Raw genomic sequence first — 13,107 nt, forward strand, 5'->3', positions numbered from 1 at the left:
CCCGGGTTCACACAGGTCTCTTGTGGGAGCGAGCCTGCTCCGGGCGGCGATCCGACGAAGGCGCCATGCCAGGCGCCGCATCACTTGAGCCCAGGCTTGACCCGCAACGCCTTGGCCTTCGCCTCGATCACCAGATACATCACCACGGTAATCAGCAATGGCAGGATGAAGTAGATCGCCCGGTAGGCAATCAGTCCCGCGATCAGGCTGCCTCGCGACACTTCATGCTGCAGCAGCGCGACGAACACCGCTTCCAGCACTCCGAGCCCCGCGGGGATATGGGTAATCACCCCGGCGATGCTGCTGATCAACAACACCCCCAGCACCACGGGATAGTCCAGTTTGCTCGGCAGCAAGGTAAAGATCACCGCCGCCATCAGCGACCAGTTCAGCGCGCCCAGTGCCAATTGCAGGACGGCCATGCGCAGGGACGGCAGATTGATTTCCATGCCGCGAATCGTCCAGGCCCGGCGCTTGGAGAAACGGCAGGCCGCCAGGTAACCGGCACTGGCCAGCAACAGCAGCACGCCCACGCCTTGCAGCGCGTTGCTGCTCAGTTTCCAGCCCGGCGGCATGGTCACCAGGCCGCTGCTGAACACCACGCCGGCCAGGGTCATGTAGCCGAACCAGTTGGTGGCCAGGCTCAGGCCGAGAATCTTGGCGATGTTGCCAGTGCTGACGCCGAGCCGCGAATACAGCCGATAGCGCATGGCGATGCCGCCCACCCAGGCACTGAGATTCAGGTTGAAGGCATAACTGATCACCCCCACCGGCAGAATCTGCCGCCAGCCGAGTTTCTGCCGGATGTAGGTGCGACCGATCAAGTCGAAGCAGGCGTAGGTGATGAAACTGGTGATCGTCAACGCGGCGGCGATCAGCAGTGTGCGCAGCTTGAAATCCGCCAGGGTGGCGAATACTTCGGACCAGTCGATGCGGCGCGCCAACGCGGTGAACAGCACAATCAGCAGCAGGAAAAAAGCCAGCGTCAGCGGGCGTTTCCAGCGGCTCCAGCGCGACTTCGGCTTGGCCTGTTCCGGCGCCTGGGCGTCTCCCGGCGCGGTGTGCGCTTCAGAGTGGTTCATGGGGTTCGCTCCGGACCGCCGTCGGCGGTGAAAAAGGTTTCAGACGCGGTTTATGGGCCGGCAGCCATCCGGCCCAGGCCGGGAAGTGACGCAGGAAGTGGAACACCATGAAACCGATAGTCATGCGCCAGAGTAGCCCGCGCGGCGCGTGGTTCTCGGGCATGATGGTGCAATGGGTGCGGCTCAAGTGATCGAGGCGGTCGAACAGCTCGCGGTTGAACGCGCGGTCGCGGATCAGCACGTTGGCTTCCAGGTTCAGGGACAGGCTCAACGGGTCGAGGTTACTCGAGCCGACGGTACTCCAGTCCTCATCCACCAGGGCGACCTTGCCGTGCAGCGGCCGCTCGCAATATTCATAGATCGTCACGCCGGCCTTGAGCAGATAGTCGTAGAGCATCCGCGCGGCAAGCTTGGCGATCATCATGTCCGGTTGCCCCTGCAGGATCAGCCGCACCTCAACGCCACGCCGGGCGGCGTTGCGGATCTCGCGCAGCAACCGGTAGCCGGGGAAGAAATAGGCATTGGCGATCACTACCCGCCGCTGGGCGCTGCGCAGCACTTGCAGGTAGACCTCCTCGATGTCGGTCTGGTGCTCATGGTTGTCGCGATAGACCAGGCGCACCTGGCCGTCATGATCATTGAACGCCAATTCGGTGCGACGGCTGCGGCGACGTTGCCACCAGTATTTGGCCCGGCCCGGCCGGCCGGTCTGGAGCAGCGCAAAATGATGGATATCCACCACCGCCGGGCCCTTGATCTCCACGGAGTAATCCTGCTTGGCCTCGGGACCGAAGTCGCCCAAGTGGTCGGCGGAGAAATTGATCCCGCCGATAAACGCGATCACACCGTCCACCACGACGATCTTGCGGTGCAGGCGGCGGAACCAGTTGGTGCGGATGCCCAGGTGCCTCGGAGCCGGGTCGAACATCTGCAGGCGCACCCCGGCCTCGCTCAACGACGCGAGAAACTCGGTGGTCAGTTCGCCACAACCGAAACCGTCGAGATTGACGGTAATACGCACTCCACGCTTGGCCGCATCCACCAGCAGGTCGCGCAGTTCAAAGCCGACCTTGTCCTCGAACAGAATGAAAGTCTCCAGGAGAATTTCTTCCTGGGCACGGCGAATTGCCTCGAAAACCCGTGGGAAATATTCCTCGCCATTTTCCAGCAGCGTGACACGGTTGTTGCCGTGCCAGCCGTATTCGATATCGTTCAGCGCCGGGTTGCTCTCGGTCGGCGGGACCTCGATCTTTTCCACCGTTGCCTTGTTCATCGTCGCGCTCATAATTCGATCTCCACCGACAGCGGTGCGTGGTCGGAAAGGTGCGACCAGGGACGTACATTCAATACTTTGGCGTGATGGGCCTTGAGGTTGCGCACGTAGATGCGGTCCAGGCGCAGGATCGGCAGGCGTGCCGGAAAACTGCGGGCCGGCTTGCCCCATTGTTCGGCGAATACCTCCCGCAGGCCGCAGGGGGCGAGCAGGTCATTGGCCTTGCCGCGCCAATCGTTGAAGTCACCGGCGACAATCACTGGCGCTTCAGGCGGCAGCTCACTCAGGCGCTGGCAAAGCAGTTTCAGTTGCTCGACGCGATGACCTTCGCGCAACCCCAGGTGCACACAGATCGCATGCACGTCCTGGCCTTCGCCACCCGGCAGACGCAGCACGCTGTGGAGCATGCCGCGGCTCTCGTGGCCGCTGATGGAGACGTCGAGGTTCTCGTGGCGAATGATCTGGAATTTTGACAGCAACGCGTTGCCATGGTCGCCCGCCGGGTACACCGCGTTGCGCCCGTAGGCGAACTGCGGCCAGAGGGTATCGGCGAGGAACTCGTATTGCGGGATGCTTGGCCAGTTGCTGTAGCGCTGGGGGTGGTGCTCGTGGGTGCCATGCACTTCTTGCAGGAACACCACGTCGGCGGAAACGCTGCGCACGGCTTCGCGCAGTTCCGGCAGGATGAAACGCCGGTTCAGGGCGGTGAACCCCTTGTGTGTATTGACCGTCAGGACGGTGAAGCGGCTGACCCGTTCGAAATCCCGCAACGATTGCTGGGTCGGGTCACGGGTGGCTTCGCTGGATTCTGGCGTAGTCATGGCAATACCCCTTCGGCCGGGCGCACGCCGGGAGCGGTGGCGAGATGCTTGTCCAGGTCGAAGCGCTCCAGCAGGTGGCGCGCGTCATACGGCGCGCGGACTTTGATGTCGTTGTCGAAATAGCAGAACACTTCCCGGCTCTTGCGCGCCCGGGGTTTCTTTTTCGGATCGATCAGGTGGGCGTCACTCGGCTGAGTGCCGTGGCTCCAGGCTTCGATCCGATCGCCCCAGCGCTTCAGCGCCTCGTCGGTATAGCCGCTGGCGTATAGCTCTTCGGCGCCGTGCAGGCGCAGATAGACGAAATCGCTGGTGACGTCCTCGCGATACGGCCATTTTCCAGCGGTATCCGCCACCACCAGGGCAACGTCGTAACGTTTGAGCAGGGCGACGAAGCGTGGATCGATGAAGCTTTCATGACGGATTTCGACGGCATGGCGCAGCGCACGCTTCTTGTCGGTCGTTGTGCTGGCATGGCCGTCCAGGCGTGGTTCGTGCTCGCGCGCCAGCGCGGCGGCGGCTTCGGTGTCGTGGGGCAATTGCTTGAGAAATTCTTCGAAGAGCTCGGGGTCGAATTTGAAACTCGGCGGAAACTGCCAGAGGATGGCCCCGAGTTTTTCCTTGAGTTCCAGCACCCCGGAGGCGAAGAAGTTCGCCAGCGGCTTGTGGATGTCCCGCAGGCGCTTGATGTGGGTGATGAACCTTGGCGCCTTGACGCTGAAGACGAAGTCGTCCGGCGTCTCGGCGTACCACTGGGCATACCGTTCGGGACGTTGCAGGGCGTAGAACGATCCATTGATTTCGATGCTGTTGACCGCGCGAGAGGCGAATTGCAGTTCCCGCTTCTGAGCCAGCCCCTTGGGGTAGAAATCCCCCCGCCAAGGCGTGTAGCGCCAACCGGAAATACCAATGTGGATCGCCGTCATGTATCCCTCCCGTGCCAATGACCTCGTACCGCCTGTGTCTTTTGATGACCGCCGCGCGGGCTGGAAAGTTTCGGTGGTCTTACCGACGGAAGGGGCTGAGCGGGTTCTGTGGCGAGGGAGCTTGCTCCCGCTGGCCTGCGCAGCAGGCCCATGCATTCATCCTGACGTGACGAGGTACCCAGGTTTCAGGGCCGCTACGCGCCCCAGCGGGAGCAAGCTCCCTCGCCACCAAGTTTTGTATTGGCCTTGCGAGCGAACTTGCCGGCCCGATGTTGATCAGTTCCTTACTTGTCCCGTGTAAAGGAGCCCCGCGTTTTGTCTCGATTGAGCACCGTATTGCTGTTGGTCCTGCTGACGCTGACCGGCACCAGCGCCTACGGGACCGCTGCTGTCCCTGGCGCCTCCAATCCCAGTGAGGCCCCGGCCGAGCCCGAACCGCTGGTGCAGGGCGGTTTGCTGGGCGCGATCAGTTCGAGCATCGATGACGTCCAGGACAAGCTCGACCTTAACCAGAGCCTGGTGGACGCCTGGCGCCTGCGGGCGGACCGGGCGGCGGACGAGGTCGATCGCCTTGTGGACCAGACGTCCCGTTCCACATGGCGCGTGGCGGGGGATTTCCTGCTGCTCTCGGGCGTATGGCTGGGGACGTTTGCGCTGATATGGACCGGTGCGCGATTGCTGGTGCGCCGCTTGCGCCGGCGCCGCTGGCTACGCACCCGCCAGCGGGTGCTGGACGTGCTCGGCTATGTGTTGCCCTACACCTTGCCGGCCGTGGCCTGCCTGCCGCTGACCCTCTACGTCAGCCACTTCCTGCAAGTCTCGGTCGGTCGCGCCCTGGCGCTGTGTTTCGCCTACGCCACCAGCAGCGGTATTTTTTCCACGTCGGTGCTGCTCTGCGTGATCGTGATGTTCAACGCCGGGCACAAACGGCGAGCGGTGGCGATGCTTCGTCGTTTCACCCCGCGGCCGTTGTTCCTGATCGGCTTCCTGGCCGCCCTCAGCGATGCACTGACCAGCCCGCAGATCGCCAGGCAACTGGGCGGCAATATCACCAGCAGCGTTGCGGTGTTCACCGGGCTGTCGGCGTCGATGATCTTTGGCTGGCTGGTGATCCATATGCGCCGGCCGGTGGCCCACCTGATCCGCAACCGACCGTTGGCCCAGCGCTTGAAACAGCCGGCGTTGCAGGAGTCCCTGCGGATTTTTTCCGGTCTCTGGTACTGGCCGATCCTGCTGATGGTGCTGGTGTCGGCGGTGAGCCTGATCGGCGTCGGCGAAGACAACCAGAAAGCCCTGCGTTGCGCCCTGTTCACCACCATTCTGTTGATCGCGATGGTGTTCCTCAGCACCATATTTCAACACGTCTTCAAGTCGCCCAAGGCCGAAGCCATCCAGCGTAACAGCGCCTACAAAGGACGGCTGTTGAGCTTGCTGCACGCCTTGTTGCGCATCGTCATGGCGGTGGCATTCATTGAAATCCTCGGGCGGATCTGGGGGATTTCCCTGTTCGAATTCGCTTCGCGCAACGCCGTGGGCCGGGCGATCAGTGATTCCTTGAGCCGCATCGGCCTGATCTTCCTGATGACCTGGCTGACCTGGGTGGTGCTCGACACGGCGATCCAGGAGGCTCTCAAGCCGCCGCTCAACAAGCGCGGCGCCCGCCAACCCAGCACGCGAGTCAAGACCATCCTGCCGCTGCTGCGCAACGCCGCCAAGATCATCCTGGTGGTGATCTGCGCGATCACCACCATGGCCAACCTGGGCATCAACGTCGCGCCGTTGCTGGCAGGTGCCGGGGTGGTGGGGCTGGCGATCGGTTTTGGTTCGCAGCAACTGGTACAGGACGTGATCACCGGGTTGTTCATCATCATCGAAGACACGCTGTCCATCGGTGACTGGGTGGTACTCAGCTCCGGCCACGCCGGCACCGTCGAAGGCCTGACCATCCGCACCCTGCGCCTGCGCGACGGCAAGGGGTTCGTGCATTCGGTGCCGTTCGGGCAGATCAAGGCCGTGACCAACCAGTCCCGGCAATTCGCCTTTGCGTTTTTCTCGGTGCAGTTTACCTACGACACCGATGTGGACCGTGCCATCGAACTGATCCGCGAGGCCGGCGATTCGATTTCCGAAGACCCGTTCCTCAAGTTCAACCTGCAAGGGCCGCTGGATGTGTTCGGCGTGGACAAGATGGACCTCAACGGGCTGGTGCTCACCGCCCAGTTCCGCACTGTGTCAGGCGGGCAATATGCGGTGAGCCGGGCGTTCAACCAGCGGCTCAAGAAGCTTGTGGATAACGAGCCGTCGGTGCATTTTGCGCAGACTTATCCACAGCAGGTGGTGATGCCGAAGCGGTTGGCCGAGGAGCCGAAGGCAGGGAATGAACAGCCTGATCAAGCTCAATGATGTGGTAAAGCGGAGTGCCCTTTCGCGAGCAGGCTCGCTCCCACAGGTCGACCATTCACCGCAAATCCAATGTGGGAGCGAGCCTGCTCGCGAAGGGGCCCACCCAGACACCCTCAACTTTTCTGGATGAGCTTGCTCCTGGCCTCAGCCATCCCTTGGGCATCCAGCTCCACCCAGAACTGCGGCTTGCCGGCAATCAGCGCCGCCACCGGCAACCCATCGCGATACACCAGCCGATTACTCGCCAGCGCCGGCACTTTCGCCCCCGGCAGCAAGGTCCCGGCGAGGTTCAGCGGATCCACCCCGCACACCGCGATCAGGCTGCCATTGCTGGGGCGGCGCCGCGTTTCGCGCAGCAGGGGAATGGCTTCGGGCAAGGCAAATTGCTCGCCGGCCAGCCCGCTGACAAACCGCCCGCCGCGAATCTCGCCGCGTGCCTCCAGGCGATGGAAGGTGCGCAGCAACTCGCGCCAGCTCGGCAGCCAATCGGCCTCGCGCTCCAGCAGCCGCCAGAACACCACGCCGTAACGGCGCAGCAGGGTCATGGCGATGTGTTCCAAGGTCTCGGGCGCAGTCGGCGCTGGCCGCTTACCCGGTTGCGCAGCAGGCGAACTGCGGCGCAACAAGGCCCAGCGCCCGGCGTCGTCCATGCCGCCGACAAACGCTCCACGCCCGCGCCGGCTGCTGCGGGCCTGGCGCTTGCTGGCGGGAGTGATCAAGGCTCGCAGCCCGGCGAAGCTGTCGGCGTTCACCAGCCCGGCGCCCACCAGTTCCTGCAAGGCGCTTTCCAGTTCGCTGCGCAGCAGGTGCGCCTCGTGCAGCAACTCATCGAAAAACAATGCGCCGTGCTCGCTGAGGGCCTGGTGGACTTTTTGCGTCCTTGGCGACAACTCGTCGAGCGGCGTCTGCTCGGCCAGGCTGCTCCAGAGCCCGACCTGGCGGCGCGGCAGCAAGACGATCGGCGTGCTGCGCAAGGCGCTGGCGGACAGCTTCTGGCGGGCGCTCAGGCGCGTCCAGACAAACTTTCCGCTGCGACACAGTTCGTCGAGCCAGCTCGCTGAATAGTCCTTGATCCGCGCCGGCAGCAGGTCGCTGTCCCAGGCCGAGGCGGCCGCCGGATAACCTTCGAATTGGCTGACGATCGATGGCAATACGGCGTTGCCCCGGCCTTGGGCGGATGGCGACAGGTGCTGCCAGTCGAAGAGGAATCGCATGAAATCCTGCAGCGTCACCGGCTCGATTTCCCGGCGCAGGCGCTTGACGGTGTAGCGGTGGATCCGCGCCAGCAGGTGCCGCTCGCACCATTCTTCCTGCCCGGTGCCCGGCGTGAACCGACCGCGCAGCACATACCCTTGTTGCTCCAGTTGGGCCAGGGCCTGGGTCGCTTGTGCGGGTGACAACCCCAGCGGATAGGCGATCGCCGTCAGCGGCTGCGGGCCGAAGGCGCTGAGTCGCGCCCGCAGCACCTCGACCACGGCGTCGTCGCTGTTCCAGTGCTCATCAAACCCCGAAAGTGGCGTCAGCGGCGGCTGCCATCGGGCCTGTGGATAAATTGCTTGCAGGCACGTCAGCCGTTCCAGCGGCACCCACAAACCACGCTCCTCGCTGATTCGCACATGGCTGGCGCGACCGCGCTCGGCCAGGGTCCGCAAGCCCTCCAGCCACGACGGCTCGGCGTCGGCTTCGCTGTCGGCGATGCACGCCAGGCTCATCAGCGCTTCATGGATTTCATCGATATTGCTCGGCGTCGGCCAGGCCTCTTCCCGCACCGCCTGAATAGCATCGGCGTCCAGCGCGCCGAGGTCATCGGTGGATTGCGGATCGCTCCAGCGGCGATTGATCACCGCTTGGGTGCGGCGTTCTTCCAGGGGCGCGTCGTCGAGAAAGGTGTAGGGCCGGGCACTGAGAATTTCCGCCGCCAGGGGCGAGGGCGCCGGCAGGTCGCGGCTGACCAGGCGGATGTCGCCCGCGTCCATGCGTCGCAACAGGGCCAGCCAGCCTTCGCTGTCCATGGCTTCGTGCAGGCAATCGTCGAGAGTCTGTTCCACCAGCGGGTGGTCGGGAATCTCTCGCTCGCCGGCGAGGTTCTCCAGACAGGCGATCTGATCGGGGAATACGCTGGCGATCAAGTCCTCGCTCTTCATGCGCTGGATCTGCGGCGCGACCTTGCGCCCACCGGCGTAACGCGGCAACGCCAGGGCCACGCCGGCGTTCCAGCGCCAGCGCACCCCGAACAACGGCGCATCCAGCACCGCCTGGATCAGGATCTGTTCGGCGCTTTGGCTGTTGAGGTAACGCCAGACCTCGTCCAGCTCGAAGCTGTGGCTGGTGGATAACGAGAGCACGATGGCGTCTTCGCTGGCGGCGGCCTGCAATTCGAAATTGAAGGTGCGGCAGAAACGCTTGCGCAGGGCCAGGCCCCAGGCGCGGTTGATGCGGCTGCCGAACGGCGTGTGGATGATCAGTTGCGTACCGCCGGATTCGTCGAAAAAGCGCTCCATCAGCAGCGTGTCCTGGGACGGCAGGGCGCCGAAGGCCAGGCGCGCCGGGGCGAGGTAATCAAGCAGTTGCTCGGCGCTGGCGAGGTTCAGTTGCAGGGGCCCGGTCAGCCAGTCGAGGGCCGGTTGCAGTTTGCCCGGTGTGGCGCCGAGCAATTCATCCAGGCAGGCTTGCAGCCGGGCCACGGCCTGGGACAACTCGGCGCTGCGCCCCGGGGCTTCGCCGAGCCAGAATGGGATGGTCGGCGGTTGGCCCTGGGCGTCCTCGACCCGCACGCGGCCACTTTCGACGCGGATGATCCGGTACGAGGTATTGCCCAGCTGGAACACGTCGCCGGCAATGCTCTCGACCGCGAAGTCTTCGTTGACGCTGCCGATGTTCAGGCCCTGGGGTTCGAGCAGCACGCTGTAGTCGGCATTGTCCGGAATCGTGCCGCCGCTGGTCACGGCGGTGAGCTTGCTGCCTCGGCGCCCGCGCAAGGTCCGGCTGACCGCGTCGCGATGCAGGTACGCGCTGCGCACACCCTGGCGGCCATTGACGCCCTCGGCGAGCATCTGCAACAGCGCCTGGTAATGGCCTTCGTCGAGTTCGGCGTAGGGCGAGGCACGGCGGAACATCTCCAGCAATGCCTGTTCGTGCCATTCCTGGCAACTGACCTCGGCGACGATCTGCTGCGCCAGTACATCCAGCGGCGCCTCGGGGATGTGCAGGATGTCCAGCTCGCCACGGCGCACGCAGTCGAGCAGGGCGACGCACTCGATCAGGTCGTCGCGAGTGGTGGCGAACAGACGCCCCTTTGGCGTGCCGCCGACCTGGTGGCCGGAGCGTCCGACCCTTTGCAGGAACGCCGAGATCGAACGGGGCGAGGCGATCTGGCAGACCAGGTCGACATCGCCGATATCGATGCCCAGCTCCAGGGACGCGGTGGCGATCAATACCTGCAGTTCGCCGCGCTTGAGGCGTTGTTCGGCGTCGAGGCGAAACTCCTTGGCCAGGCTGCCGTGATGGGCCGCCACCGCCTCCTTGCCCAGGCGCTCGCTCAAATGCCGGCTCAGGCGCTCGGCCAGGCGCCGGGTATTGACGAACACCAGCGTGGTCCGGTGTTGCCGGGCCAGTTCGGCGAGCCGGTTGTAGACCAGTTCCCAGACGTCGTTGGCCATCACCGCCGAAAGCGGCACGGGCGGCACTTCGATGTCCAGGTCCCGTGGGCGGGCGTGGCCGATGTCGACGATTTCACAGGTGCGTCCCGGGCCGACGAGAAAGCGCGACACCGCTTCGATGGGTTTTTGCGTGGCGGACAGGCCGATGCGCACCAGCGGTTCGGCGCACAGCGCTTGCAGTCGCTCCAGGCTCAAGGCCAGGTGGCTGCCGCGTTTGCTCGCGGCGATGGCGTGGATTTCATCAATGATTACCGTGCGCGTGCTGGCGAGCATCTGCCGGCCGGAATCGGAACCGAGCAGCACGTAGAGCGACTCGGGCGTGGTCACCAGGATGTGCGGCGCGGTCTTGCGCATCGCCGTGCGATCTTTTTGCGGTGTGTCGCCGGTGCGCACCGCCGTGGTGATGGGCAACGGCGGCAAGCCCATTCGTTGCAACTGCTCGGTGATGCCGGCCAGGGGATTTTGCAGATTGATGCGGATATCGTTGCTCAACGCCTTGAGCGGCGAGACGTAGACCACCAGGGTCTGGTCCGGTAGACCGCCTTGCTCCAGGCCGCGATGCACCAGGTCATCGAGCACCGCGAGAAACGCCGTCAGGGTCTTGCCCGAGCCGGTGGGCGCCGCGACCAGCACCGAACGTCGTTGGCTGATCAACGGCCACGCCCGGGCCTGGGCGGCGGTGACCGCCGGGAATGTCTGGCTGAACCAGGCGCGAACGGCGGGGTGAAAGCCTGCCATGGCGTGGTCGGCTGGAAGGGGCAGATTCATGAGGGGCAGTTTAGGCGGGTGGGGTGGGGGCGGTGCAAGTACCGTCTGGTGTCTCTATCGCCTGTTCAGGCCCCATCGCGAGCAAGCTCGCTCCCACAGGGGATCTCGACTGCGCATGCAATCCATGTGGGAGCGAGCTTGCTCGCGATGGCGGCCTCAAGGCCTGCGCAAATCCGGCGATCTGCACATTACGGATGACGGTTGCGCACTAAACCCGCAAAATGCAACGATTCCGACCACGCCCACGGGCGTTGTCGACCAAAATTCTTGTGCCAACAGACTGGGCCTGCTGACTTTATGCGAATGCGCCTTATGTTACTGGGCGGCGGAAATGCCCTTGGGCAGGCGCTGATTCGCCTCGGTGCAGAAGAAGACATCGGTTTTCTTGCCCCCCGCCCGCCCGAAGATGGCTGGGATGCCGCGAGCCTGACGCAGTTGCTCGACGACACCCGGCCGGACGCCTTGATCAACCTGGCGTACTACTTCGACTGGTTCCAGGCCGAGACCGTCAGCGAGCAGCGCCTGGCGAGCCAGGAGCGGGCGGTCGAGCGCCTGGCCGAACTGTGCCAGCATCACAACATCGTCCTGGTGCAACCCTCGAGTTACCGTGTATTCGACGGCTCGCGCGCCACCGCCTACAGCGAAAAAGACGAGCCGGTGCCCCTGGGCTTGCGTGGCCAGGCACTGTGGCGCATCGAGCAAAGCGTGCGCGCCACCTGTCCGCAGCATGTGCTGCTGCGTTTTGGCTGGCTGCTGGACGACAGCGCCGATGGCATCCTCGGACGGTTCCTGGCCCGGGCCGAGCAGCCCGAAGAGCTGCTGCTGGCCGACGACCGCCGGGGTAATCCGACACCGGTTGACGATGCGGCGCGGGTAATCATTTCGGTGCTCAAGCAACTCGATTGCGCGGCGCCGCTGTGGGGCACGTACCATTACGCCGGACACGAGGCGACGACGCCGCTGGCGCTGGGCCAGGCAATTCTTACCGAAGCCCGCGCCCTGCACCCGCTGGCCATCGAGTCGCCCACGCCCCAGGCCCACGCCGCGCGGCCGGACGCCGCCGAAGAACCGCAGCACGCGGTACTGGCCTGCAAGAAAATTCTGCACACTTTCGGGATCAAGCCACGCGCCTGGCGCGCCGCACTCCCGGGCTTACTGGATAGGTTTTATCGCCATGGCTAAAGGCCCTGTTTTAATCACCGGCGGCGCCGGTTTCATCGGTTCGCACTTGACCGACGCGTTGCTCGCCAACGGCCATTCGGTGCGCATTCTCGATGACTTGTCCACCGGCAAGCGCAGCAACCTGCCGCTGGACAACCCGGCAGTCGAACTGATCGAAGGCGACGTCGCCGATGCGGCGCTGGTCGCCCGGGCCATGGCCGGGTGCAGCGCGGTGGCGCACCTGGCGGCGGTGGCCTCGGTGCAAGCCTCGGTGGACGACCCGGTACGTACCCACCAGAGCAATTTCATCGGCACCCTGAATGTCTGCGAGGCCATGCGCCAGGCGGGCGTGAAACGGGTGCTGTTCGCTTCCAGCGCCGCGGTCTATGGCAACAATGGCGAAGGCCAGTCCATCGACGAAGACACCTCCAAGGCGCCGCTAACGCCTTACGCCTCGGACAAACTGGCGAGCGAGTTCTACCTCGACTTCTACCGGCGCCAGCACGCTCTCGAGCCGGTGGTGTTCCGCTTCTTCAACATCTACGGTCCACGCCAGGATCCGTCCTCGCCGTACTCGGGGGTCATCAGCATTTTCAGCGAGCGGGCCCAGAAAGGCTTGCCGATCAGCGTGTTCGGCGACGGCGAGCAGACCCGGGATTTCGTCTACGTGGAAGACCTGGTACAGGTGCTGGTGCAGGCCATCGAGAAACCTGAAGTGCAAGCGGGCGCGGTGAATGTCGGCTGGAACCAGGCCACCACGCTCAAGCAGATGCTCCAGGCCCTGGCCGACGTGGTCGGGGATTTGCCCGCGATCAGCTACGGCCCGGCGCGCTCCGGCGACATTCGCCATTCGCGGGCTGATAACCGTCGGTTGCTGGAGCTTTTCGACTTGCCGGCGCAAACGCCGATGAGCGTGGGCCTGGCGCGGTTGCTCGGGCGCTGAGTTTCACCGGTACAAGAAAGGCGCCCTTCGGGGCGCCTTTTTCATAGTGAATCCGTGGCGAGGGAGCTTGCTCC

8 protein-coding genes are annotated in these 13,107 nt (G+C 64.4%); 3 read left to right on the forward strand and 5 right to left on the reverse strand.

The window, feature by feature from the left end; genetic code table 11:
- Positions 1–80: 80 nt before the first annotated feature.
- From J3P89_RS02895 to J3P89_RS02910, 4 genes are read right to left on the reverse strand one after another with little or no spacing between them, the layout of a single operon-like run.
- Positions 81–1,082: a lysylphosphatidylglycerol synthase domain-containing protein gene (locus J3P89_RS02895; protein WP_434696658.1), complete on the reverse strand. Its 1,002-nt coding sequence runs from the start codon at positions 1,080–1,082 to the stop codon at positions 81–83.
- On the reverse strand, positions 1,069–2,367 hold the full coding sequence (clsB, locus tag J3P89_RS02900) for a cardiolipin synthase ClsB (RefSeq protein ID WP_434696660.1): 1,299 nt from the start codon (positions 2,365–2,367) through the stop codon (positions 1,069–1,071). Before clsB ends, J3P89_RS02895 begins: the two co-directional genes overlap by 14 nt.
- Complete coding sequence (locus J3P89_RS02905; protein WP_305498461.1) at positions 2,364–3,176, reverse strand: endonuclease/exonuclease/phosphatase family protein; 813 nt, start codon at positions 3,174–3,176, stop codon at positions 2,364–2,366. Before J3P89_RS02905 ends, clsB begins: the two co-directional genes overlap by 4 nt.
- Positions 3,173–4,099 carry a DUF72 domain-containing protein gene (locus tag J3P89_RS02910; protein ID WP_434655285.1) on the reverse strand — a complete coding sequence of 309 codons (927 nt, stop codon included), beginning with the start codon at positions 4,097–4,099 and terminating at the stop codon, positions 3,173–3,175. Before J3P89_RS02910 ends, J3P89_RS02905 begins: the two co-directional genes overlap by 4 nt.
- A gap of 315 nt (positions 4,100–4,414) precedes the next feature.
- Between J3P89_RS02910 and J3P89_RS02915 the strand changes: the two genes are divergently transcribed.
- Entirely contained in the window at positions 4,415–6,502 is a 2,088-nt protein-coding gene (locus J3P89_RS02915; protein ID WP_434696661.1) for a mechanosensitive ion channel family protein, read from the forward strand.
- 113 nt (positions 6,503–6,615) lie between these two features.
- On the opposite strand, the gene J3P89_RS02920 is transcribed toward J3P89_RS02915, so the two are convergent.
- Positions 6,616–10,929 carry a DEAD/DEAH box helicase gene (locus J3P89_RS02920; protein WP_434696662.1) on the reverse strand — a complete coding sequence of 1,438 codons (4,314 nt, stop codon included), beginning with the start codon at positions 10,927–10,929 and terminating at the stop codon, positions 6,616–6,618.
- Positions 10,930–11,226: 297 nt separating this feature from the next.
- Between J3P89_RS02920 and J3P89_RS02925 the strand changes: the two genes are divergently transcribed.
- Together J3P89_RS02925 and J3P89_RS02930 are read left to right on the forward strand one after the other, a co-directional pair.
- Positions 11,227–12,111 carry a sugar nucleotide-binding protein gene (locus J3P89_RS02925; RefSeq protein WP_434571510.1) on the forward strand — a complete coding sequence of 295 codons (885 nt, stop codon included), beginning with the start codon at positions 11,227–11,229 and terminating at the stop codon, positions 12,109–12,111.
- Positions 12,104–13,033, forward strand: coding sequence for an NAD-dependent epimerase/dehydratase family protein (locus J3P89_RS02930; RefSeq protein ID WP_434696663.1), 930 nt, complete (start codon positions 12,104–12,106; stop codon positions 13,031–13,033). The genes J3P89_RS02925 and J3P89_RS02930 overlap by 8 nt, the downstream gene beginning before the upstream one ends.
- Positions 13,034–13,107: the final 74 nt, after the last annotated feature.

The organism is Pseudomonas sp. Z1-14 (genome assembly GCF_051132005.1).
Lineage (GTDB): Bacteria > Pseudomonadota > Gammaproteobacteria > Pseudomonadales > Pseudomonadaceae > Aquipseudomonas.